This window comes from Salipiger abyssi (assembly GCF_017311415.1).
Classification (GTDB): Bacteria; Pseudomonadota; Alphaproteobacteria; order Rhodobacterales; family Rhodobacteraceae; genus Salipiger; species Salipiger abyssi_A.
In genome coordinates this window covers 129,229-152,224 of the sequence record NZ_JAEKIS010000004.1, presented here as the reverse complement: position 1 = coordinate 152,224, position 22,996 = coordinate 129,229, and the positions used below count along the sequence as shown (strand labels likewise).

The 22,996-nt window shown below is 64.7% G+C and carries 23 protein-coding genes; 15 read left to right on the top strand and 8 right to left on the bottom strand.

Annotated elements, in window-relative coordinates; all coding sequences use genetic code 11:
• Nucleotides 1-90: 90 nt before the first annotated feature.
• From I6N89_RS07555 to I6N89_RS07535, 5 genes are all read left to right on the top strand, one after another.
• Entirely contained in the window at nucleotides 91-1,086 is a 996-nt protein-coding gene (locus I6N89_RS07555; protein WP_207017642.1) for an ABC transporter permease, read from the top strand.
• A 69-nt stretch (nucleotides 1,087-1,155) separates the two neighbouring features.
• Nucleotides 1,156-2,169, top strand: coding sequence for a sugar ABC transporter substrate-binding protein (locus I6N89_RS07550; protein WP_207017641.1), 1,014 nt, complete (start codon nucleotides 1,156-1,158; stop codon nucleotides 2,167-2,169).
• 75 nt (nucleotides 2,170-2,244) lie between these two features.
• Complete coding sequence (locus I6N89_RS07545) at nucleotides 2,245-4,395, top strand: ABC transporter permease (protein ID WP_207017640.1); 2,151 nt, start codon at nucleotides 2,245-2,247, stop codon at nucleotides 4,393-4,395.
• A gap of 1 nt (nucleotide 4,396) precedes the next feature.
• A complete protein-coding gene (locus I6N89_RS07540; RefSeq protein WP_207017639.1) occupies nucleotides 4,397-5,518 on the top strand; it encodes an SMP-30/gluconolactonase/LRE family protein in 1,122 nt (373 codons plus the stop codon).
• Nucleotides 5,515-7,035 carry a sugar ABC transporter ATP-binding protein gene (locus I6N89_RS07535; RefSeq protein WP_236016487.1) on the top strand — a complete coding sequence of 507 codons (1,521 nt, stop codon included), beginning with the start codon at nucleotides 5,515-5,517 and terminating at the stop codon, nucleotides 7,033-7,035. Before I6N89_RS07540 ends, I6N89_RS07535 begins: the two co-directional genes overlap by 4 nt.
• A gap of 33 nt (nucleotides 7,036-7,068) precedes the next feature.
• Here the strand turns inward: I6N89_RS07535 and I6N89_RS07530 are convergent, their stop codons facing one another.
• From I6N89_RS07530 to motA, 3 genes are read right to left on the bottom strand one after another with little or no spacing between them, the layout of a single operon-like run.
• Entirely contained in the window at nucleotides 7,069-7,497 is a 429-nt protein-coding gene (locus tag I6N89_RS07530) for a flagellar FliJ family protein (RefSeq protein ID WP_207017638.1), read from the bottom strand.
• Complete coding sequence (locus I6N89_RS07525; RefSeq protein WP_207017637.1) at nucleotides 7,487-7,756, bottom strand: hypothetical protein; 270 nt, start codon at nucleotides 7,754-7,756, stop codon at nucleotides 7,487-7,489. The genes I6N89_RS07530 and I6N89_RS07525 overlap by 11 nt, the downstream gene beginning before the upstream one ends.
• Entirely contained in the window at nucleotides 7,753-8,619 is an 867-nt protein-coding gene (gene motA, locus I6N89_RS07520) for a flagellar motor stator protein MotA (protein ID WP_207017636.1), read from the bottom strand. The genes I6N89_RS07525 and motA overlap by 4 nt, the downstream gene beginning before the upstream one ends.
• Nucleotides 8,620-8,757: 138 nt before the next feature.
• Between motA and I6N89_RS07515 the strand changes: the two genes are divergently transcribed.
• The 3 genes from I6N89_RS07515 to I6N89_RS07505 are packed head-to-tail and all read left to right on the top strand — an operon-like array spanning nucleotide 8,758 to nucleotide 12,997.
• A complete protein-coding gene (locus I6N89_RS07515; RefSeq protein ID WP_207017635.1) occupies nucleotides 8,758-9,804 on the top strand; it encodes a hypothetical protein in 1,047 nt (348 codons plus the stop codon).
• The gene (locus tag I6N89_RS25740; protein ID WP_207017634.1) at nucleotides 9,801-11,150 is read left to right on the top strand and encodes an FkbM family methyltransferase; all 1,350 of its coding nucleotides are present in this window, start codon (nucleotides 9,801-9,803) and stop codon (nucleotides 11,148-11,150) included. Before I6N89_RS07515 ends, I6N89_RS25740 begins: the two co-directional genes overlap by 4 nt.
• Nucleotides 11,147-12,997: a tetratricopeptide repeat protein gene (locus I6N89_RS07505; protein WP_207017633.1), complete on the top strand. Its 1,851-nt coding sequence runs from the start codon at nucleotides 11,147-11,149 to the stop codon at nucleotides 12,995-12,997. Before I6N89_RS25740 ends, I6N89_RS07505 begins: the two co-directional genes overlap by 4 nt.
• Here the strand turns inward: I6N89_RS07505 and I6N89_RS07500 are convergent, their stop codons facing one another.
• Nucleotides 12,998-13,669: a helix-turn-helix domain-containing protein gene (locus I6N89_RS07500; protein ID WP_207017632.1), complete on the bottom strand. Its 672-nt coding sequence runs from the start codon at nucleotides 13,667-13,669 to the stop codon at nucleotides 12,998-13,000.
• Between the two features lie 135 nt (nucleotides 13,670-13,804).
• Here I6N89_RS07500 and I6N89_RS07495 point away from each other — a divergent pair, with 135 nt between their 5' ends.
• The 7 genes from I6N89_RS07495 to I6N89_RS07465 all read left to right on the top strand — a co-directional run bounded on the left by I6N89_RS07495 (nucleotide 13,805) and on the right by I6N89_RS07465 (nucleotide 20,073).
• A complete protein-coding gene (locus I6N89_RS07495; protein ID WP_207017631.1) occupies nucleotides 13,805-14,068 on the top strand; it encodes a MucR family transcriptional regulator in 264 nt (87 codons plus the stop codon).
• A 141-nt stretch (nucleotides 14,069-14,209) separates the two neighbouring features.
• The gene (locus tag I6N89_RS07490) at nucleotides 14,210-14,626 is read left to right on the top strand and encodes a MucR family transcriptional regulator (protein ID WP_207017630.1); all 417 of its coding nucleotides are present in this window, start codon (nucleotides 14,210-14,212) and stop codon (nucleotides 14,624-14,626) included.
• A 15-nt stretch (nucleotides 14,627-14,641) separates the two neighbouring features.
• Nucleotides 14,642-15,625, top strand: coding sequence for a flagellar motor protein MotB (locus tag I6N89_RS07485; RefSeq protein ID WP_207017629.1), 984 nt, complete (start codon nucleotides 14,642-14,644; stop codon nucleotides 15,623-15,625).
• Nucleotides 15,626-16,069: 444 nt separating this feature from the next.
• Complete coding sequence (locus tag I6N89_RS07480) at nucleotides 16,070-16,822, top strand: hypothetical protein (RefSeq protein WP_207017628.1); 753 nt, start codon at nucleotides 16,070-16,072, stop codon at nucleotides 16,820-16,822.
• 76 nt (nucleotides 16,823-16,898) lie between these two features.
• Nucleotides 16,899-17,645, top strand: a complete 747-nt coding sequence (locus I6N89_RS07475; RefSeq protein ID WP_207017627.1) for a sigma-70 family RNA polymerase sigma factor — start codon at nucleotides 16,899-16,901, stop codon at nucleotides 17,643-17,645.
• Nucleotides 17,642-19,387: a flagellar hook-length control protein FliK gene (locus I6N89_RS07470; RefSeq protein ID WP_207017626.1), complete on the top strand. Its 1,746-nt coding sequence runs from the start codon at nucleotides 17,642-17,644 to the stop codon at nucleotides 19,385-19,387. The genes I6N89_RS07475 and I6N89_RS07470 overlap by 4 nt, the downstream gene beginning before the upstream one ends.
• Nucleotides 19,388-19,404: 17 nt before the next feature.
• On the top strand, nucleotides 19,405-20,073 hold the full coding sequence (locus I6N89_RS07465) for a flagellar hook assembly protein FlgD (protein WP_207017625.1): 669 nt from the start codon (nucleotides 19,405-19,407) through the stop codon (nucleotides 20,071-20,073).
• 7 nt (nucleotides 20,074-20,080) lie between these two features.
• Here the strand turns inward: I6N89_RS07465 and I6N89_RS07460 are convergent, their stop codons facing one another.
• From I6N89_RS07460 to flgG, 4 genes are all read right to left on the bottom strand, one after another.
• The gene (locus I6N89_RS07460) at nucleotides 20,081-20,698 is read right to left on the bottom strand and encodes a hypothetical protein (RefSeq protein WP_207017624.1); all 618 of its coding nucleotides are present in this window, start codon (nucleotides 20,696-20,698) and stop codon (nucleotides 20,081-20,083) included.
• A gap of 86 nt (nucleotides 20,699-20,784) precedes the next feature.
• The gene (flgH, locus tag I6N89_RS07455) at nucleotides 20,785-21,546 is read right to left on the bottom strand and encodes a flagellar basal body L-ring protein FlgH (RefSeq protein WP_207017623.1); all 762 of its coding nucleotides are present in this window, start codon (nucleotides 21,544-21,546) and stop codon (nucleotides 20,785-20,787) included.
• The gene (flgA, locus tag I6N89_RS07450) at nucleotides 21,543-22,205 is read right to left on the bottom strand and encodes a flagellar basal body P-ring formation chaperone FlgA (RefSeq protein ID WP_207017622.1); all 663 of its coding nucleotides are present in this window, start codon (nucleotides 22,203-22,205) and stop codon (nucleotides 21,543-21,545) included. The genes flgH and flgA overlap by 4 nt, the downstream gene beginning before the upstream one ends.
• 3 nt (nucleotides 22,206-22,208) lie before the next feature.
• Nucleotides 22,209-22,994, bottom strand: a complete 786-nt coding sequence (gene flgG, locus I6N89_RS07445) for a flagellar basal-body rod protein FlgG (RefSeq protein WP_207017621.1) — start codon at nucleotides 22,992-22,994, stop codon at nucleotides 22,209-22,211.
• Between the last annotated feature and the right edge of the window lie 2 nt (nucleotides 22,995-22,996).

The following is a 22,996-nucleotide window of genomic DNA, read 5'->3' as shown; positions in this document are numbered from 1 at the left end:
ATGTCACTTGTTATAACACATAAGATGCACTATACAATCCTTAGACGGCTTAAAAGCGGCCGTCTCCGTGGAGGAGCGGGAGGAGAGTCTATGAGAGACGCGGCGATGCCCGGCGCCTGGCGCCATTACCGGCCAAGTCAGGCCATGATTGTCGTGATACTGACCGCCATCATCTTCGTGACGCTCAGCGCCGCGCTTCCCGGGTTTCTGTCGGTTGGCAATCTGTTCACCCTGGCACGGGGTATCTCGATCCTCGGTATTCTGGGGCTGGGCATGGCGGTGGTCGTCATCGGGCGGGGCATCGACCTGTCTCAGATCGCCATTCTCGCGGTCTCCGCCGCGATTGCCGTCTCGTTGATCAATGCCGGCCTGCCGGAGGGGCCAAGCTTGCTGATCGGCCTGCTGATCGCGGTACTGGCCGGAATCCTGAACGGCTTTCTGGTCTCGGTCATCGAGATTCCGCCGCTCTTTACGACACTGGCATCGAGCCTGCTGCTGCTCGGCCTGACCCGCGCGCTTGTCGTACCCCATTATCAGGTGTTTCTTGAGCATAGCTCTGACACGCTTCAGGCGCTCGGCGGAACCGTTGCCGGCGGGCTGCCGGTGCCGGTGATCGTCTTTGCCGTCTGCGCGCTGCTGCTCCACCTATTCCTGTCGAAAACCGTGCTGGGGCATTTCATCTATGCCCATGGCGACAATGCCGAGGCCGCCAGGCTTGCAGGCATCGCGACGCGGCCCCTGACCATGCTCGAATACGGGCTTAGCGCCGCCATCGGCTATGTCGCCGGGGTCGTAATGGTCGCCTCCACCTCGCTGATGCACCTCCAGATCGCTGAGTCGACGATGATCTTCGATGTCATCCTCGTGGTCGTGCTGGGAGGGGTGAGCCTGGTCGGCGGGCGCGGCAATGTGATGAGCGTGATCGCGGGCACGCTGCTGATCGGCGTGCTGCTGAACGCGATGACGATCATGAATCTCAACATTCAGGTGCAAAACGTGATCAAGGGCGGCGTGCTGCTCTTTGCGATCGTCTTCGACAGCTACCTGCATCCAAGGGATGACGAGACCGCCAAACAGGGAGACTGAGGCCGGTTCGGCCGCGCCAGGAGGAGGGCGCGGGCGAAAAGATGCCGGCGAAACAGGGAGGAAAGAGACATGCGGAAATTACTGACGGGCGCAATGGGCCGGACCCTCGCCGCTGCGCTGACCGCCGGGGCGGTGGCCCTTTCGGCGGGCAGCGGACAGGCCGCCGATCCGAGGTCGGAGCTCATGGACAAATTCCAGGCCGCCACCGAGGGCAAGACCATCGCCTGGGTGCCGATCTGGCTGGGCGTTCTGGAATCCGAGTGGACGCGCGTGATGAAGTCGAACTTCGAGGATCACGGCATCAATTTCGTGGTGCGCGATCCCAACTTCAAATCCGACATTCAGCTTCAGGCGGTCAGCACGCTGATCAACGAGAAGCCGGATATCCTGATCGTTCAGAACCCCACGACCACACTGCTCGCGCGTGAGCTGAAACGCGCGATGCGCGAGGGGATCAAGGTCATTCAGGTCAATATGGCGTCGAACACGCTGACCGATGCCTATGTCGGCGCCGATGTGCCGCGCATGGGCCGGATGCTGGCGCAGGAGGCCATAGATACCTGCGGCGGCGGCAAGGGGTCGGGCAAGGTGGCGATCCTTCAGGGCGAGGCCACCGCCGCCTATTCGCTCGACATGACCGTCGCGGCGACCGAACTTCTGGAAAGCGATGCGTCGATGAGCGTGGTCTCGTCGCAGCCGGTGAACTGGGACGCCAACAAGGCCTCGGAGATCACCACCAATGTGCTTCAGCAGAACCCCGATCTCTGCGCGATCCTCAGCGTCTGGGGGCCGCAGACGGCGGGGGCCGCGCAGGCGGTGAAGAATGCCGGGTTGCAGGGCAAGGTGAATATCTTCGTGGCGAGCGACGGCCAGCCCGCCGATTGCGAGATGGTCGAGAAGGGGCTCTACACCAAGAACCTCTCCTACACCGCCGACCGGCAGGCCAACCAGATCGTCGCGGCGGCGCTGGCGCTGTTGCAGGACGACCGCCCGGCGGGCAGCGCGCAATACGCCTTCTACACCACGAACTACTGGGTTTCGGGGCCGGAAGACCGCGAATACTGCTTTGCCGCCTCCAACTAGACCGGATCGCGGGCTGGCGGCAGTCATTGCTGCCAGCCGTGACATCCCCTTCGCACAAACGTCAGGAGCCCGAAGATGCGCAGACTCTGGTACCGCATTTCGCCGCAATTGCTGATCGGCGAATTGCTGGAAAAGCGCTGGATGGAACCGGCGGTGCCGTTCCTTTTGATGTGCGCGATCTTTCTCGCCTTCGTCGTGGCGATCCCGGATTACGGCTCGATCCAGCAGCTTCAGCAGCTGATGCGCAGCTTTCCCGAACAGGCGCTGGTCGCCATGGCCATGGCGCTGTCGATCCTGTCGGGCGGGATCGACCTGTCGGTGGGCGCCGTGTTTGCCATGGCGAATTTCATCGCGCTTTACCTCGCCATGGTGCTGGAGCTGCCCGTCTCCGTGGCCTTCGCAGGCGCGCTGGCCTGGGGCGCATTGATCGGCGCGGCGAATGGCGGCCTCATCGCCTATGCCAAGACGCGCCCGTTCCTGACCACGATGGTGGTGCTGATCGTTGTGCGCGCCTTTTACGAGCTGGTGACCGTCGCCTACGCCACGGACCTCGCCAGCGCCTATGTCGACAATGCCGCCTGGGATTTCGTCGGGATCGGCGATTTGCTCGGCGTTCCGGTGAATATGGTCTGCCTGCTGGCCGTGGCCTTTGCCGCGCATTTCTTTCTGACACGGGTGAAACCGGGCGTGCATATCATGGCGGTGGGGTCGAGCCGCAAGGCTGCCCGTCACGCCGGCATCAACGTGCGGCTGTCTCTGTTCCTGGCCTATGTGCTGTCGGGAATGCTGGCCTCTTTCGCAGGCTTCCTCTACGCCGCGCGCCAGAACAGCGCCGGCACCGATACCGGCGTCGGCTGGGAGGTGAACGCGCTGGCCGCCGCCGTGGTAGGCGGCATCAGCCTGGCCGGCGGCCGCGGCAGCACCAGCCGGGCGCTGATCGGCGCGGCGATCATCTTTCTGCTGATCAACGGGCTGGTGCAGCTCGGCACCCATGGCAGCCTCACCACAGCGTCCATCGGGTTTCTGCTGCTGCTCGCGGTTGGGTTCAACGTCAAGTTCGTGAAGCACAAGAGCAAGATCCTGCAAAAGATCTATGTCTCGCCCACGTTGGTCGATTTCACCCCGCCGCCCTCCATCGCGCGCGACAGCGGCACCGTCTTTGCCGAGAACGACCGGCTGCTCGATGTCGAGCCCATCGCGCTTGGCAAGATCGAAGGGCCGGAGGACGTGATCCTCGACCGCAACGACAACCTTTATACCGTCAACCGCAACGGCTCCATTATCCGCTTCCTCGCGCCCGACTACGAGATCCGCGAGGAATTCGCCCGCATCGGCGGCCGGCCGCTGGGTCTGGCCATGGACAAGGACGAGAACATTCTCGCCTGCGTCGCCGGGATGGGTGTCTATGGTGTGCGGCCCGACCGCAGCGTGTTCAAGGTCACCGACGAGACCACGCGCAGCCGCTTCCGGCTCAAGGACGATTCCCGCCTGCTGCTGGCCGACGATCTCGACGTAGCCCCTGACGGGCGGATCTTTTTCAGCGACGCCTCGACCCGCTACGATCTGGCGGATTGGGCGCTGGACGGGTTCGAAGGGCGCGGCAACGGGCGTCTGGTCTGTCACGATCCGCGCAGCGGCAAGACCAGCACCGTGCTGAAGAACCTCGCCTTCCCCAATGGCGTCTGCGTCGCCCATGACGGCCAGTCGGTCTATTGGGTAAGCACCTGGCTCTGCCGGATCTACCGCTACTGGATCGACGGGCCCCGCAAGGGCGCGCTTGAGGTGCTGGTCGACAACCTTCCGGGCTTTCCCGACAATATCAACCGCGCCTCGGACGGCACCTACTGGCTGGCGCTGGTCGGGCTGCGCTCGCCGGTCTACGATCTGGCGATGGCCGATCCGTCGTTCCGGGTCCGCATGGTGAAGCAGATCCCGCCCGACGAGTGGCTCTGCCCCGGCATCAACTACGGCTGCGTGCTGAAGTTCAACGACAAGGGCGAGATCCTAGAATCGCTCTGGGATCCGGGCGCGACCAACCACCCCACCATCACCTCGATGCGCGAGCACAAGGGCTATCTCTATATCGGCGGGCTGGAGAACAACCGCATCGGTCGTCTGCCGCTGCCGGATGCAGATCCGGGCTGGACCAGCTGGGACTCCTATTATGGCGACGGCACAACACCCGCCGCCGTGACCGCGCCGGCCCCGGCGAGAAAGGCGGGCTGATATGTCCCTGATGCGCGAAATTGCCGAGCGGATCTTCTTTCCGAACCGTGATCCGCATGCGATCCCGGTTCTGGATGGCGGCTTTTCCCCGAACGGACGGCTGGACGAGGCCACCACCTTTGCCGAACTGGATGCCCCGGATGCCCTAACCACCGACCCGGAGGGGGCGATATACGTATCTTCGGGCAACCGCATATACCGCTATTCCACCGGCACGCCCGGCAGCCCCACGCAATTCGCCGAATGCGAGGCCCCGGTCGGGGCGCTGAGCTTTGGCAACGGGCTGATCTATGCCGCGCTTGCGGGGGTCGGCGTGGTCGCACTTGACCGCGATGGCGCCGAACAGGCCCGTCTCACCGAAGCGGACGGCGCGCCTCTTGGCTGCGTCACCGCGCTTGCGACCGATGCCGGTGGAGAGGTTTTTCTGACCGACGGCTCGCAAACGGTGGGTCCGCAGGACTGGCTGCGGGATCTGATGCAAAAACACCGAGGGTCCGGGCGGGTAATCGCCTGCGACTCAGGGCTGTGCCAACCGCGCGTCCTGCACCGGGGCCTGCGCTGGCCCGCCGGCGTGGTGGCCGATGGCGACCGGCTGCTGGTCACCGAGGCCTGGGCGCACCGTCTGCTCTGCATCGCGCGCGACGGCAGCGGGATGCAGGTCTTGCAGAAGAATTTCACCGGCTACCCGTCGCGCATCCGCGCCGCCTCGGAGGGCGGTTTCTGGATCGCATTTTTCGCGCTGCGCACGCAGCTAACGGAATTCGTGCTGCGCGAGGATGCTTTCCGGACCCGGATGATGATGGAGATCGCGCCGGAGCTCTGGATCGGGCCCTCCATGGGCGATCACTTCGACTACCGCGAACCGACCCAGGTTGGGCGGATCAAGAAGCTGGGCATCCAGAAACCCTGGGCGCCGCCGCGATCCTACGGACTAATCGCCCGGGTGACGGCAGAGGGCGAGGCCATCGAGAGCCTGCACAGCCGGGTCTCGGGCATGACCCATGGGATCACCGATATGGTGGAGCGCGACAGACGGCTTATCGTGCTGTCGAAAGGCGGGCGAAAGCTTGTTTGGCTGCCGATGACACCCGAAAACACCGAGACAGGGAGGATTCCGGCATGAGCGAGGTGGAGCCGATCCTGAAAATCGTCGCGGGGACCAAGACCTATGGCGGCGTGCATGCCATCGAGGGCGTCGATTTCGATCTGCGCCCAGGCGAGATCCACGCGCTTCTGGGTGAAAACGGCGCAGGCAAATCGACGCTCTGCAAGATCATCGCGGGTGCGGTACAGCTCTCGTCCGGAGAATATGTCCTGGCGGGCGAACCGGTTTCCTTTGCCGCCCCCGGCGAGGCGCTGAAGGCCGGGGTGGCGATGGTCTATCAGGAAACCAGCCTGGTGCCGTCGATGACCGTGGCGCAGAATCTCGAACTCGGAATGGAAAAACTCGTCACCGATTTCCGCAAGATCAACATCGCCGCGCAGCAGTCGCAGCAATCGCTGAACTTCAACGTCGATCCGCTGGCGCTGGTCGAGACGCTGGGTACGGCGAAACGGCAGATGGTCGAGATCGCCCGCGCCGTCCGGCATGACGCCCGGGTCATCATCTTCGACGAGCCGACCGCCAGCCTGACGCCCGAGGAGATCCAGCACCTATTCCATCTCTTCAACCGCCTGCGCGCACAGGGCGTCGCCATTGTTTTCATCAGCCACGCGCTCGAAGAAGCGCTGGAGATGGCCGATCGGATCACCGTGCTTCGTGACGGCAAGCTGGTGCATACCGGGCCGGCGAAGGAGCTGGAGCGGGAAAGCGTGATCCGGCTGATGGTGGGCCGCGAAGTCACCGCGATGAACAAGGTCGAGCTAACCGGCGAAAGCCCAGCCGCACCCGAAACGCCGCATGTGCACAGCCGTGTTCTGACCGTGGAAAACGTGACGATGGGCAGCGTCGTCAAGAACATGTCTTTCTCGGCCTATGCCGGCGAGGTGGTGGGCATGGCCGGATTGGTGGGGGCGGGCCGCACGGAGGTCGCCCAGATCATCTGCGGCGCGCGCAAGCGAAACTTCCTGCGCGGCGGGCTGATCCTGCTCAACGGCAAGCCGATCCGCTACCGCGTCCCCCGGCAGGCGGTGCGCGACGGCATCGTCTACATCACCGAAGACCGCAAGCTCGACGGCTTCTTCGAGACGATGACCGCCGACGACAATATCTATCTGGGCCATCTCGCCTCGCCCAAGAATCGGCGCTGGCTCTATTCGCGGAAGGAGCGCAAGCAGGTGTCCGACCGTTGGGTCGAGGCGCTTGGGATCTCGGCGCTCAAGCGCAGCCTGAAGATCATCGAGTATTCCGGCGGCAACCAGCAGAAAGTCGTGGTCGCCAAGTCTCTGGCGCAAGACCCAAAGGTGGTGATTTTCGACGAGCCCACGCGCGGCGTCGATGTCGGCGCGATCCCGCAGATCCACCGGTCGATTCGCGAGCTTGCCGACCGGGGCATGGCGGTGATCGTGATCTCCTCGTACCTGCCGGAAATCCTGTCGATCTCCGACCGCGTCCTCGTGGCCCGTGGCGGCCGGATCGTGGAAGAGATGGCCTCGTCCGAGGCGACGGAGGAAAAGATCATGTACGCGGCAATCCACTGACCGGAAGCCGTGGAACGGCCGGCCGGCCCTGCGTCAGCGGTTCCAGCGCAGCAGCGAGAGCTCGTCCTGCGCCGTCGCCTCGCGCTTTCTTGCTGCCTTGCGCAGCTCAGTCAGCCGGGTCAACCGGAGGATCTCGTAAGTCTTCTGTTCCGAAAGCGCGGCACGCAAACGGTCCTCGGCGCGCGCAAGCTCCGGCGCCAGCTTGGCCGCCTCATGCGAGATCCGGTCGAGCTCGGACCGGATCGACCGGATGAAACGACCCAGATAGGGCGCGCCTTCCAGCCCGTCGATATGCGACTCCCCCGAAAGGCGCTGCAACAGAGCCTGTTTTTCGGTCTCCAGCCGGTCCATCCGCGCACGCAGCGCGCCGGTTTCGCGCGCCTGTGCTTCGGTATCTAGCCGCTTGATCCGCTCCATCATCTCAAGCGCACGCAGCCGCCGCCGGTCGCCCTCAGTGGCCATTGGAGGGTGCCTCGTGTTCTTCGGCCGGGAGTTCTTCGGCCGGTGCCGCGTTCGGGTCTTCGCCGCCAAGCGCGATGCGGATCCGGGCAAGCACCGCCAGCGGATAGCCATTGCCGCTCGGTGGCAGCGCGTCGAACTCACCGCTCACCGCCGCCGAGGCAAAACTCGGGGTTTCTTCCTTGTCCTCCGCCTCCGGCGCGCCGGCGGCCAGCGCCGCCCCGGCCAGCAGGATCAGCGGGAGGGCACGCCAGGGGATCATGCGGCGGGCAGCTCTTTCTGCGCGGCCTCGACCGCATAGAAATCGGGCTGCATCCGGGTCGGAATATTTCCGCGCCCGATTTCGACACAGATGCTGGGCGGATGATCTGAGACCATCGCCACGAACACATCGCGGATGATGTGGTAAAAGGCGCTGTCCTCTTCCTCGATCTGGTTCAGACGGCCCGAGACCGGCTGAACCATGCAATAGGCCAGGAACACGCCGAGGAACGTGCCCACGAGCGCGCCGCCGATCATGCCCCCGAGGATCTCGGGCGGCTGGTCGATCGAGGACATGGTCTTGATCACACCCAGAACGGCCGCAACGATGCCGATGGCGGGCAGCCCGTCGGCCACCGCCTGAATCGCATGGACCGAGGCCAGCGACTCATGGTGATGCTTTTTGATCTTGCGGTTGATCACGTCTTCAGTGGCGTATTTATCATCGAACTGCATGGACAGCATGCGGAAACTGTCGCGGATCAGATCGATGGCGAAGTGATCCGCGGCGATGCGTGGGTAGCGGGAAAAAATCTCGCTGTCCTTGGGCGATTCAATATGGCTGTCGAGCGCCAGAATGCCTTTGGCCTTGTAGATCCGCGTCAGCTCGAACAGCAGATTCAGCAGATCGCTATAATCCTTGGCCTTCCATTTCGGCCCCTTGAGCACCTTGAAGACGCCCGCAAAGGAGCTTTTGATGACATCGAGACTGTTGGCGATCACAAAGGCACCGAGGGCCGCGCCGCCGATCATCATACCTTCGAAGGGCAGGGCGTGCAGCACGATGTCCATCTTGCCTCCCGACAGGATGAACCCCCCGAAAACAAGGCCAAACACAAGGACAAGTCCGAGAATCAGCGTCATTGGATGTGGTCTCTGTTCTGGTTTCGCGCGCCGGACTGATCCGGCAATTCATGTTAAATCATAAGTAAATTTGACTTTCTTTCAAGCATAAACAAGGATAGATTAATCAAATAGAAGAACAGTGCGGGGCTCACCATCATGATCGCCGAAAAACTCGCGTATTTCTTTGAGGCCGCCGACCTCATGAGCGTCTTTACGGACTGGCCGGAAGAGATCGGGCTGGTCCTGTGTCTCGACGACGCGGGCACTTGCGAGATGCTTCTGCATCATCGCGAAGAGGGTAAGGCGGTGTTCCGCAAGGCCGGTGCGGTGCTGGACTGCCCGCCGGGCGAGTTCGCGGTGGTGCCGGCGGTGGAGGGCTATCCGACGCGGCGCGTGATGTTCTCCGATGAACAGAAACTGCTGGCGCTGGTCGAGGACGAGACGGATCTGGCCGAGATGGCCGCTGACTACCTGATCAACTACCAGTTCGAAAAGACCCGCAAGGCCAAGGCTGCCGAATCCGCAGCGCCCACCCCTGCCTCGGTGCAGAAGGCTCTGGAGCCCTTCCGCTGGCGCCCGCGTCTGCATTTCTCAGAGATCCGCGATGCCGGGCGGCGCACCCCGAAAGAGCCGAAACCGGCCTCCAGCATGCCCGAGGGCTACGCCGCCGCCGAGGCGGTGAAGGATCGCGAATGCCGCATCGCCGAGGGTGAGCTGAGCCTCGATCATCGCGGCGTGCGTCTCATGCTGGCGCCCGAGCAGGTGACCATCAAGACCCGCACGCAGCTGGTGCAGGAGGTCGGTTTTCGTGACGATTTCTCGCGCTTCGTGCTGCCGCGCAAGGCGGTCGACGGCTGGGAACTGGGCGACCCGCTGGTGATCGACATCCCCGAAAGCTTCTTCCCCGAGGGCCTGCGCCAGCGTTTCGCCAAGGGGCCGCGCCTGGCTGAGGTGACGGTGACAGCCCAGGGTGTCTTTGTGGCGCCGGGCGCTGCGATTCCGCAGCCCGAGGTGACCGAAACAGAGCCTGTTCCGGCCAAAAAACGCCGCCGTTTCTTCACCCCGGCGCGCGCCGCCCTGGTAGCGCTGGCCGGGCTCGGCGTGGCGACTGGCACGATGATCAACGCGGTCGAGATGCCTGCCGGGCTCAGCGATCTGCTTCCGCAGCAGGTCGCCTCAGAGGCGCCGCGGTCGCGCCGGTGATCTGCGCCATCATCACGCCGGTCGGCCCGGGCCACGAGGCGCTGTTCCAGCAGGTCTGTGCGCCGTCGGTTGCGCAGGCCGAGGCGTGGAACACGGGGCCGTTCTCCGAGATCCGCCATTATGCGATGGACGACACACAGGGCCGGCACGGACGCTCGGCGCGGCGCAACGAGGCGTTGCAGCGGGCGCTGGCCGAAGGCGTGGACTGGGTGTTCTTCCTCGATGCCGACGACATCCTGACGCCGAATGCGTTCGAGGCCTTTGGGCGGGTGATCGAGGCCGAACCCGATCTTGAGGCGGTGTGGGGTCTGATCTGCACGCTGGATGCGGGCGGCGAGCCGCAGCTTCGCGAGGGCCAGCCGGAGCGCATCGACACGCGCGAGGCGTTCCTTTCGGTGCAGCCCTATAACGCGGTGCAGATCGGCGGCTTCTTCCGCACGGCGCTGGCGGCGCGGGTCGGGTTCGACACCGCGATGGATACCGGCGAGGATTACAAATTCTACTGCACACTCTGGGCGGAGGCGCGCTGCGCCAAGCGGCCCGAGATCTTTTTCGTCAACCAGCGCGGCCAGCATTCGACCGGCCCGCGCTCGGCCACCGGCGCCGACTGGGCGCGCTCTGTTCAGCAGCAATGGAAAGCGCAGCTCGCCGAGGTCACCGCCTGGGCGGAGTTCGACGACGGTGGCGCGGCGCCGGTGCGGATGCGGCTCACCAATCCCGGGGATCTCATTCAGGCGGCTTATCTTCAGGGCCGCTATTTCGAGACGGACTCGCTGGAAAAGCTGAAGAAGCTGATCGACCGCCCGGCGCCGCGCATCGTCGAGGTTGGAGCGAATATCGGCAATCACGTCGTCTGGTATGCCCGCCATCTCGGCGCATCGAAGATCTACCCGGTAGAGCCCAACCCCGAGGCGCTGGCGCTGCTCGACGCCAATATCGCCGCGAACGGGCTGAACGATGTGATCGACCGGCGGGGCATGGGGCTGGGTGCCGGGGCGGGCGAAGGGCGCTTCGTGGCCGAGACCGCTGACGCCGACAACCTCGGCGCCACACGGCTGGTCGCCGCCGAGGATGGTGGCATCGAAACCCGCTCACTGGATGCGCTTTTGGGCGAGGACAGGGTCGATTTCATCAAGATCGACGCCGAGGGAATGGAGCTGGAAGTGCTCGACGGTGCGGCGGAACTGATCGCCCGCGACCGCCCGGTGATCTGGGTCGAGGTGCTGCGGCCCAACGTGATGGGCTTTGTCCAGCGCTGGTGCCGCAAGGCCGGCTACCGCGTCGCCGACAGCACGCCTTACCGCAACACCATGGATTATTTCGCCGTACCGAAGGACAGGCCATGACCACGCAGACCCTTTCCCGCAAGGAAAAACGCGCCGCCATCGCCAAGGCCTCGAAACTATACGGGCTCAAGGGCGACGACGCGCTGGCGATTCACAACGCCTATCTGACCATGCAGAAGGGCGATCTGGGCGGCGCCCTGCGGCTGGCGCATCCGGTCACCCAGCGCCATCCGAAAAACCCGCATGGCTGGATCCTGCTCGGCAGTGCGGCGCTGACCCAGCGCGAGGGCGAGACCGCGAAGGCGTTCTTCTCTCAGGCCGTCGAGTGTGCCCCGCGCGGGGCAAGAGCACTGGCCGGGCTGGGCAAGGCGCATGTGCTTTGTGCCGAGGTCGAGCCTGCGGTGGCGGTTATGGAGCGGGCGATAGAGGCGGGCAGCAGGGATGTGCCCATGCTGCTGCTCTATCTCGATCTGACCGGGCGGCTGGGCCGGCGCCTGCACGCGGCGAAACTGCTGGAGCCGCTGGCGCAAAAGCTCGACAGCGCCGATCTCGCCTACAAGCTGGGCCTGTCGCTACAGGAGGTCGACGAGACCAAGCGCGCGGCGGCCTGTTTCGAGCGCGCCTATGTGCTCGATCCGGCGCCCGAGGCGCATCAGATCGCGCAGGCGCAGGCGCTGCTCTACACCCAGCAGATCGCCGAAGCCGAGATGCGCGCGCGCGACCTTCTGGACGACCTGCAAGACCGCGACCAGCTTGCGCTGATACTGCTCACCGCGCTGCGGCTTCAGCGCAAGGGAGACGAGGCGCTGGATTTCGCCGAGAGCTTCGAGTTCGCCACGCCCGAGGGGTTCGCGCAGGCGCGCGGCATGGTGGCGAATGTCTTGCAGGATCGCGGCGACATGGAAGGCGCAGAAACCGCGTATCAGGAGGCGATGCATATCGCCGGCGAGCAGCCGCGTATCCGCAAGGCCTATGGGGTCTTCTGCTATCGCGACGGGCGCTATGCCGAGGGCGCGCCGCATTACGCGAAACGCCCGCCCGAAGCGCAGCGCCGCAAGCTGCCCGTGGAAAATGCCGCGCCCGAAAATCTGGGCGCACAGGATCGGCTTTTTGTCATGGCCGAACAGGGGATCGGTGACCAGATCGCATTGCTGTCGCTGCTGCGCATCGCGCCTCTCAAGGACGGTGCCGAGCTGATCTTTGTCGGCGATCCGAGGCATGGGGCGCTGCTGCGCGACAACGGGTTGGGCCTGCGGCACATTTCTCAGCCCGATCTGAGCGACGTCACCCCGCCGGTCGCGCCGCAGGAAATGGTGTTTCTCGGCGATCTGACGCGATACCTGTCTGATAGCGCGCCCGAGGCCCGGCGCGGGCCCTATCTGGCGCCGGAGGCCAGCGCGGTGCAGAAGCTCCGCGCGCGGTATGAGACTTTGGCCGACGGGCGTCCGATCTTCGGACTTTCCTGGGCCAGCCGTTCACTGATCGGCGCCCTGCGCTCTCTGCCGCCGACCGAAATCGTTGCAGCGCTGCCCACGGGCGCCTTTGTCGTCGATCTGCAATATGGCGACACCCGGGACGAGATCGCCGCCGCGCAGGCCGTGCGCCCCGATCTGACCTTCTATCGCGATCCCGGCATCGACCAAATGCGCGATCTTGCAGGGTTCGCGGCGCAACTCGCTGCGCTGGATCATGTGATCACCATCGACAACACCACCGCACATATGGCGGGCGCGCTCGGCCATCCGGATGCGCATCTGCTGCTGCCTGCCGGATCGGAATGCATGTGGTACTGGGGCGGAGAGGGCGAACAAGATCCTTGGTATGGCGTGCTGCACCTGCATCGCCAGCGTCAGGCGGGAGACTGGTCGGATCCGCTGGCCACCCTTGGCGCGCGTTGGGCGGATTAGCTAAATCCGCGCCTCGCCCTCCAGGACATAGCCCTGCGCGCGGATCGTCCGAACCCTGAGCGCATCGCCGAAATGCAGCTCGAGCTTCTGCCTGATCCGCACGATATGCACGTCGAACCGCCGGTCGCCATAGCTCCAGTCGTCCTCGCCCAGAACCCGGGCCAGCGTCGGGCGGTCGACGATCTCGCCCCGGTGGGTGTTGAGATAGGCAAAGATGCGCTCTTCGATCGGTGTCAGCCCCAACCGCACCAGGCGCGCCGCGCGCTGAGCGACATGCGCCGCGCTGTTCAACCTCACTGCCAGCCGCGCCTGCAACTCGCTGGGATCGGCATCGGCGCGCAGAGCGTCATCGGCGCCGGCAGCAAAGGCCTCCGCCGCACCGCGCGGTCGATTGCCGTGATCGACCGCAAGAATGACCGCCTCCGGCGCATGGCGGCGGGCGCTGGCGATCAGCGCCAGCATATCGTCGTCGCGCGGCATATGGGCGGAGAGCCCGACGATCATCGCGGTCAGCGGCGTGCCCTCGGCGATGAGATCCGGCATCTCGCCGGGACGGGCGCGGCGCAGCACGCGCCGCAAGCCGGCTTTGCGCAGCAGCGCCGCCCAGGCATTGCGTCGCGCCGTGTCGCGCTCGACCACCACCGCGAAAGAGGCCCGTTGTGCCGTCGCCATGCTACTCACCTGCGGCCCTGTTCAAAACGTCAAGGTTTGTGCGAATTTTTTTTGATGTTTTCAACAAGGATTAACCTTGGGATCGTATTTACTGGCCGATGATATGAAAAAGAACAACAAGAAGAGGTCTGCCAGATGAGGACCCTCCTGCATCGCCTTCTCGGACGGCTGGCCCGCCGGGCCATTCCGGACACGGCATCTGTGCCGGGCGATCAATATTTGACCTGCCAAGAGACGGGGCAGCGCATGCCTCTGTTGCGGCGCCATATTCGCGAGACATTCGGCATGAGCCCGGAAGAATACCGCAAGAAATGGGGCCTGCCGGAGGACTATCCCATGGTCTCGCAGGCCTATGCAGAGCGGCGAAAAGCCGCCCGATCCATGAAGTTTCAAGGATAGTATTCCTTAAGAGCCCGGTTTCCGCTACGATCAGAGACAAGCAGATCGCAAACGGTGCGACCGGACCAAAGACAACGACGGGCAAAACCAACCGATCCGGATGGGCAAGCGCTTTCGCAGGGCAAACGGCAGGGACGCAGAATGAGCGAACAGGATGTGAAGCAGGAAACGGTCAGCCGCATTGTCGCGGCCTATGCCTCGCGCCCGGATGTGACCCCCGACGAGATCGTGGCGCTTTACCGCCGCCTGAACGGCGAAATGACCGAGGAGCCGGCCCCGCTTCCGGTAACCCGGTCCGAACCGCAGATGCAGCCGGCGCTTCCCATCGAGCAGGCTGTGACAGAGGACAAGGTCTACTGCCTGTGCTGCGGGCGCGGTTTCAAGATGCTCAAGCGGCATCTCGGAGCAGAACACGGCCTGACCGAGGCGGAGTATCGCGCCGCCTTTGGCCTGCCCGAGGATATGCCGCTGGTCGCCCCCAGCTATTCGCGAAAGAAGGCTGGCCACGCCAAAGAGGCGGGCCTGGGCAAATACGACCGTTCGGTCGTCACAGGATAGGCGCGCCGCTGACCCATGGCCGGGAACAACGAACAAGCGATCATCATCAAGCGCATCGAGGAAGACGGCGGGCACGGCCACCATGGCGGCGCCTGGAAGGTGGCCTATGCCGACTTCATGACCGCGATGATGGCCTTCTTTCTGCTGCTTTGGATTCTCGCGGCATCGGATGAAGAGAAACTGCGCGGACTGGCCGACTACTTTACACCCAGCCTGTCGGAAAGCGGCGGGCGTGGCGAGGGGCTGCTCGATGGCACCGTGCTTGCCGAAGATGGCGTGATGAGCGGCACAGACGGCCCGGCCACGCCGGTGCAGCTGCCCAGCTTCGGTCAAGAGAACCCGCTTGCGGTGTTTGACAGCCGTCTGCGCGACAGCGCCCCGAATGTCGTGGTCGAGTACGACACCCGCCCGGAGGGCGAACGCGAGGTCGCCACCATCAACGAGACCGGTCCAGACGGGATCGAGGCCGCCCAGGCCGCTGCCGAAGCGGAGCGCGCCCAGCAAGACTGGGATGCCGCACAAGACCGATTGGAGGAGCAGATTACCGCACAGGTGATCTCGACACCCGAGCTTCAGAACCTGTCGGAGCATCTGCGCTTCGACCGGACCCAGGACGGGCTGGAGATTCAGATCGTCGACAAGACCGGAAGCTCGATGTTCGCGACCGGCAGCGCCCGAATTGTGGACAAGACGCGCGATCTGCTGCGGATCATCGCCGACGCGGTGGTCGAGCTGCCGAACGACCTGACCATTTCCGGCCACACCGATTCCGTGCCCTATTCCGGGGCGGGCACCTACTCCAACTGGGAGCTGTCCGCCGACCGTGCCAACGCGACCCGTCGCGTGCTGGTGGAAAACGGCGTCAGTGCCTCACGGATCACGGGGATTTCCGGCCTGGCAGACACGGCGCCGCTGGATCCGGCGCAGCCGGACGCGCCGGAGAACCGCCGGATCAGCGTCACGGTGCGCTACCCCGAAAGCGCCCGGCCGGCACAATAGGCCAAAGTCCCTGCCTTTGCAGCCCGGCGGTTTTTTGCGACTCGCTCCGACGATTCCGCAAAACTCCGTGTAGGGCCAGCGCATTCCTGCCGTATGGACCTCTGAGGCTTGGGGAAACCGTCGCGTATTTCGCCATATTTGGTGCCCTGAGTCCTTGATTGCGCCATATATCCACAAGTTTTTTCAGTTGTGTTAAGAAAATACAGAGGGTGTTACTAAGACTTGGCGCCGGCGGGCTTCCGCCGCTCTCGTGATAAACACCGGCAAAAACAACACCTTAGAAAAACCGCCTGATGCCACCTATATAGTGATGTGATGGCTGTGCTTCGCTAGATTTAGTGTGCTGCTTTACATTTGGTGGGTTTCAGCAGGTTTAACCGAGAAATACGGTGATCCCAGGGACAAAAAAACACTTGGGACGGGGCAACGATGCGCAGGGGAAAGGTGCTTGATCTGATCTGGCAGGACGATGTGACTCTGCCGGAACCGGAGATCTATGACGGCTTCGACACGCTGTTCACACAGATCCTGCCGGTCCGGTCGGTCGCGCTGGTCGCAGGTGGCGCCTGCAACCGTGCCTTGGCCATGTCCGACGGGCTCGAACTGGCGCCGGCACTGCCGCTCGGCGACGTGCTCGTCGAAGAGCTGCCGCTGGATCTGCCCTACGGCACGCTGGTGCTGTTCCTGCCGCGTGATGAGACGGATCTGTCCCGGCTGCTGGGCGCCGCAGTGGGCGAGAGCCTTCAGCTCATGCTCAGCCTGGCCAGCGTGCCGATGGAACGGGAAACCGATGCCCTCTATGTCATGGCCCACGCCGCCGCGCGGCGGGTTACCGCATTGCGCGTCAAGGGCCGCGCGCTCGATCTACGCCGCTTCTGCCAGGGCCTCGGCCAGAGCCTGCACCGTTACTGGCTGGCCGATCAGCGCCCACTGCTGCCCGACCCCAATCTCTTCACGCGGCCGGATTTCCTCTGGCAGCCGCAGCTGACGCGATATCTGCGCGATCTCGACCCGGGGTTTTCCGCGCCAGATCCACAGATGATCGACGGCGATTTGCTTTGCGTCTCCGACGAACCACTTGATCTCGAGGAATGGGCCGAGCGCATGGAGATCGTCCTGCGCGTGACGCTCGGCGCTCCGGAGCGCATGCCGATCCCGCTGCAAACCGGCCTGCCGACACGCTTTAACCTTCAGTAAATCATTAAATTCTTCCGGCACATGAAGAATTATGTTTACCTGTTCTTGCACGCAAGGATGGGGCAAGCGTTTCTTCATGATGTCGATGTCGTATCAGGCCGCAATGCGCGAGCCGCTGCTCAGTTTCGAGCAGGAGCGCGACGCCATCGGCGGCTGGCAGGACCGTGGCGACCGAAAGGCGCTCGAGCTGTTGCTGCGCGCGCATGCGCGGCAGGCCTGGTCGCAGGCCGCGCGCTACACGGACAACCCGACCCATCTCGAAGATCTCGCCGCCGAGGGCATGCTGGGGCTGCTACGCGCCGCCGACAGTTTCGACCGCCAGCAGGAGGTGCGCTTTTCCACATATGCGGCCTGGTGGGTGATGAACGGCGTGTCGAGCGCACTGTCTCGGATCAAGGCGGTGATCGACATTCCGGCCCGCACCTATCTCGATGCTCAGCTGGGCCGACTGCCCGAGGATGAGGGCGCTCTGGTCCGCCTTGCCGCACAGCCGACAGTGACCATCGACAGCGGCGCCGACGACCCGGGCGAACCCCGCGACATCCTCGTATCCGGCGATATGAGCCCCGAAGAATGGGTCAGCCAGAAAAGCCGTCACAAGCAGCTCAACCAGATCCTTGCGGATGCCCTCGCGCCGCTGAACCCCGAAGAGGCCGAGGTGATCCGCCGCCGCCGGCTTCAGCCCGAACCTGAACCCTTCTGCGCCATCGCCTCGGATCTCGGCATGTCGCAGGACCGTCTCCGCCAACTCGAAAAACGCGCCATGCTCCGGCTGCGGCGCAATCTTATCGACGGCGGATTTTCAAGAACTGTGTTGTCATGATCAAACTGTTTTCCCTGCTCACCGCTGCGGCGCAAGGTCCGGACCTGCCGCCAGCCGCATCCGGCACTGCGCCGCAAAGCGGCCTTTTCGCATCGCTCCTGTCCTTGCTGCGCAGCGAAGACGAAACGGCGCCAACGCCACCTGCCAATAGCGACAAGACCAGCGCCGCAATCGCCGCGCGGTTTGCGCAGGCCGAAGAGCGCCTGGCAGATCCCGATCTCACTAACGACGAGCTGGCCGAGCTGGTCGCGCCGCTGATTTCAGATCTTGCCCAGATCCTGGCAGCCGCGCCGGAGCGGCTCTCCGAGCTGCGTGCGGCAATGCCGGAGCCCACCGCCGCCCAGGCCGAAGAGCCGGACGCTCCGGTGCCATGGCGGGCGCTCGCCGAGGCCGTGCCCGCGCTGCGGCAAGGCCTCCTCGGGGCCGTGCCCGTGACCGACGCGGAGACAGACCGTCCCGCGGCGCTGCCCGAGCTGGTGGCCCGCATTGTGGCAGAGGCCACCGCGCTGACGCGTCCACATGTCGACAACGGGACCATTCCCCGCAACGTCGCTCCGGAGGTCGAAGCCCGGTCGAGCACGCCCGTGAGCGTCATCGAACGTCCCGCGACGGAGGCGACGGAGATTCCGGCGGCGACGGCCAAAGCCGCGCAGCCCGATGTGAAAAGACCGGCCGACCAAGCGGCAAAACCCAGCGACCAGGCGCCGCCGCCGCTGCCTGCCCCCAGCTCGTCCGCCCCGGCAGGGCCCGAAGCGGTCCCCGAAACGCCGTTGGTGCGCGCGGAGACCCTAGCGCAGCCGCAGACCACACTGGCGACAGAACCGGCCCCGCAAAGCGCGGCGGCCCGTCCAGAGATTACGGTGCCCCCCGCAGCGCCTGAGAGGCGGGCAGCGGCGCCCGTGTCGCCCCGCGGGGCGACACCCCCGGCGGCACCGGTCACCACACTGCAACCGGAACGTGACGCACCGCGCGGAATGTCGGCACCTGCCGCAATTGACGCCGAAGCGGTCCCGCTGCCGGTGACGCCGGTCTCGCTCGGCGAAGCGGAGGACATCGTGAGTGTTGCGGCGGGACGCACCGAGCCGATCAAGGCCTATCGGGTCGGCGCCTCGGCGACGGCCATGGCTTCCGTGCATGCGGCTGCACCGGCGCAGGCGCCGCTCGAGCTGACCGCGGCGCCGTTGCGCGCGGCCGCCAACACCGTGGAGGCGACACTTCCGACCCAGTTGACCGCGCCGCCCCCAAGCCTGCCGATGTCCGTCGCCGCGCCGCCGGCGCCCGCCGAAACCGCACAACCGCCGCGCCCGGCCCCGCCGCTGCCAAGCTCCGAACAGATCCTCGGTCAGGTGCGCGCGCAGCTCGGTCAGGACGGGCAGATCCGCGTCGCACTGAAACCCGAAGGTCTCGGCAAGGTGGAGATCGAGCTGACCCCGGACGACAACGGACATCTGCGGGTCACGGTACGGGCAGAGCAGTCTTCGGTTCTCTCGCTGCTGCGGGCCGACCGCGACGGGCTGCTGAACCTGCTGCGCGACGGTGGCCATCAGGTGGATACGCGCGGGCTAAGCTTTTCCGATCTCGGTACGCGCGACCCGGGGCAGGGCCAGACGCAGGGACAGCGTCCCGCTCCGTTCAGCGGCGCTTTCGGCGGCGCGGACACGGATGACGCGGGCGATCCCAGTCCCGAGACACAGCATCACACGGCGCGCCCGCAGGCGGGCGGCGTCGACATTCAGGTTTGACTTGAGAGGAACGCTCGATGGCAATCGACCCATTCGGCCTTGGCAGCCCCGCAGGCGCCGGCACTGCGTCTTCCAACGCAATGAGCCAGCTTAGCGAGGATTACCAAAGCTTCATCACGCTGCTGACAGCGCAGATCCAGAACCAGGATCCGCTGGAGCCGATGGACAGCACCACCTTCATCTCTCAGCTCGCGCAGCTGAGCCAGGTCGAGCAATCGGTGGCCACGAATTCCAACCTCGAAGGCATCGCCTCGCAGCTCTCCAGCATGTCGGCGATCACCGGGCTTTCATTGATCGGGCGGACGGTGGTTGCGCCCACGGATCAGATCGCGCTTGAGGGCGGCAGTGCCGTCGCCGGCTATCGGCTCGGCGCCGAGGCGGACCGTGCGGTACTGACCATCCAGGCCGCGGACGGCACGGTCTTGCGAAGCTATGACGATGTGCCTCTGACCCCGGGAACCCTGCATGAGGTCACCTGGGACGGTATGGATTACGAAGGGCTGCCGCTGCCCGAAGGGCAGTATGTGATGGTACTCGAAGCCTTCGACTCCAAGGGAAAAGCGATCGCTTCGCAGACCTATGCGTCATCCGAGGTGCAGAGCATGACCTATGAAAACGGTCTTGCGACGTTGCGACTGGCAAACAACGATACCGTTCTGGCCGGCATGATCGAAGAGGTGCGCTGAGGCGGCGTCAGCTGCGCGGCACGTCCGCCTTGACCAACGACAGAAAGAGTACGTTCGACACATCCTCGCCAAAGCCTGCGCGGAGATCCGTCGACAGGGTTTCCGACAGGCTGTGGGTGTCGATGTTCACGCCCCGCATCGAGGAGCTGCTTGCGGCCTTGTGCATCGAGGTCAACACCGCGTCGCGCAGGCGCGAGGCGTTTTCGGCCTCGTTGAACACTTCGGCAACCTTTTTATCGCGCATCGCCACGCCGACTTCGGAGACCACATAGGTCACGCTGTTGGCGCGATAAACGGGAAAGCTCATCCGGCCCAGCTTGACCACGCTGCTGTCGCCGAGCGGATCCTTGCGGATGAGGCTCGCTTCGGACGCCTCGGGTTTGTGGATGACTTCGGCCGCCGGCTTGATCAGCTTGTGCGGTTCCTGCTCGACCGCAGCACCCGGATTCTCCACCGCATGGCTCGCCATATGGTCGAGCACCTTTTCGGCATCGGAGCGACCCGGCTCCTCGACCGCGTGTTGCGGGCTGTGTTCCTCTGCCTTGGGCAGCAGCTGCCCGGCTCCATAGCCTGCGGCGCCAAAGAGGACCGGCAGGGTGGCAAAGGCGACAAAAGCTTTTTTCATTTCCGAATCCCGCACTGGCTGCTTCAGCCTCTGGTATGGCGCGGGATTCTGGCGATAGTTTATTTAAATAATGACTAAATTCCGGTTCAATAAGGCAGGATAATGTCCATGACATCCTCGCCATAGCCCTGGCTTTGCTGCCGGCTGATGGAACCGCGCCCGCCATAGCTGATCCGGGCCTCTGCCATCTTGTCATAGGCGATGGTGTTGCCCCGGTCGATATCCTGCGGCCGAATGATCCCGGAGACGCGCAGCTCGCGCAGCTCTTCGTTGACCTTGACCTCCTGCCGGCCGACCACGACGAGATTGCCATTGGGCAGCTCCTGCACCACCAGCGCCGCCATGCGCAGCGAGATCGACTCGTTGCGGTCGATCTCACCCGTGCCCGAGGCGCCGGTGGTCGAGGTGATATCGACGATATTGTCCGACGGCAGATCCTCCGGCTCGACCCCGGGCAGGATCTTGTCGATCTGCGAGCCGTAGCCAAAGAATTTCGGGAAGGCCATGGTGCTGCCACCGGTGCGCGAGCGTTCCGATTCATTGCGCAGGCTGGCCTCGTCGTCGATCTCGATCACGATGGTCAGCAGGTCGCCGATGGTGGTGGCGCGCTGATCGGCGAAAAAGCCACCCGAGCCGCGCTCCCAGAGTGAGGCGGCCTCGGCGCGGTAGGGGATGCGCTCCTGCTCGGGGGGCGGCATCGGCACGTTGACGCTGCGCGCCGCCGCCAGATCGCCGGGATCGACACCGAGGCGGCTCAGTTCCGGATCGCGGTCGAAGGCGGGCGTGCCGCAGCCGGCGAGCATCGCCAGCACGGAGGCGGTGAGAAGGGCAGGGCGCAGACCGGTCATCGGATCACCTCCACGAGTCCTTCGCCCCGGGCCACGGCCTGAAGCGGTTTGTTGCTGACCAGATTGACGATGCGCAGCTCCTGCCCGCGATGAGCGTCGTCCAGCGCGCGGCCCGGGGCGGTCACAACCAGCCGGCCGTCGTCAAATAGAATATTCACCTTGTCGCCCCGGTCGATCACCAGCGGCTCCATCACCGATTGCGTCATCACCGGGCGGCCTGCCGCCAGCATCCGGCGCACCTGCATGCCCTCGAGCTTGTCAGTCTCGGTGATCGTGTAGGCCCCGACACGCTTTACCGGCAGCTCGACGGTCTTCACGTCATCCACCCCGACCAGATCGCCCGGCATCAGCCGGCGGGTGGGCACCGGAAGCGCCTGCACCGCCATCAGCCGTCCCTGCAAGCGATGCGTCACCCCCTCGGGCGTCACCGCGTTGGCGAGGAACTGGCCGCTGTCGCGATCCATCCAGAAGGCCGAGATCAGATCGGCCTCGTCGATCCGGCTGCCGGAAAAGCGCACATGAATGCGCGCCTCGGGCGGCAGCTCGTTGCCCCAACTCTGCCGCGCCTGTTCCTCGATCAGCACTTCGGGCGCCTCGGCCAGAGCGGCGAACGGCGTCAGGGCAAGAGCGCAGAGCAGGGGGAGAAGGCGGCGCAGCATGGCTTACTTGATCTGGTTGGCCGCCGACATCATCTGATCGGCGGTTTCGATGGCCTTGGAGTTCATCTCATAGGCACGCTGCGCCTGAATGAGATCGGTGATCTGGCGCACGATGTCGACATTCGAGCTTTCCAGATAGCCCTGGCGCAGGATGCCGATGCCCGCATCGCCGGGCAGCGCCGGGATCGGATCGCCCGAGGCGACTGTGGCTTCGAGCATATTGTCGCCCAGCGGGCGCATGCCGGCGTCGTTGACAAAGGTGGTCAGGGTGAACTGGCCGACCTCGACGGGCACGGTGTCGTTCTCCACATATGCGCTGACGATGCCGGTGTCGCTGATCTCGACGGCGGTGGTGTTGTCCGGAAGCACGACGCCGGGATCGACCTCAAAGCCCTGCTGGTTGACGATCTGCCCCTCGGCGGACAGGCGAAAGCTGCCGTCGCGGGTATAGGCCTGACCGCCATCGGGCAGGTTGATGGTGAAATAGCCGCGCCCGTCGATCGCCAGATCGAGCTGGTTTTCGGTCTGCGCCAGCCCGCCCTGGGTGTTGAGCCGCACCGTCCCCACGGCCTGCACCCCCAGACCCACATCGAGCCCGACGGGCCGGGTGTTGCCCTCTTCGGCGGTCACCGCGCCCTCGCGCGACATGTTCTCGTAGATGAGATCGGTAAAAGACGCCCGGGCGCTCTTGAACCCGGTGGTGTTGGCGTTGGCGATATTGTTCGAGATGACATCGACATTGGTCTGCTGCGCCATCATGCCGGTCGCGGCGATGCTCAGAGCTTTCATCG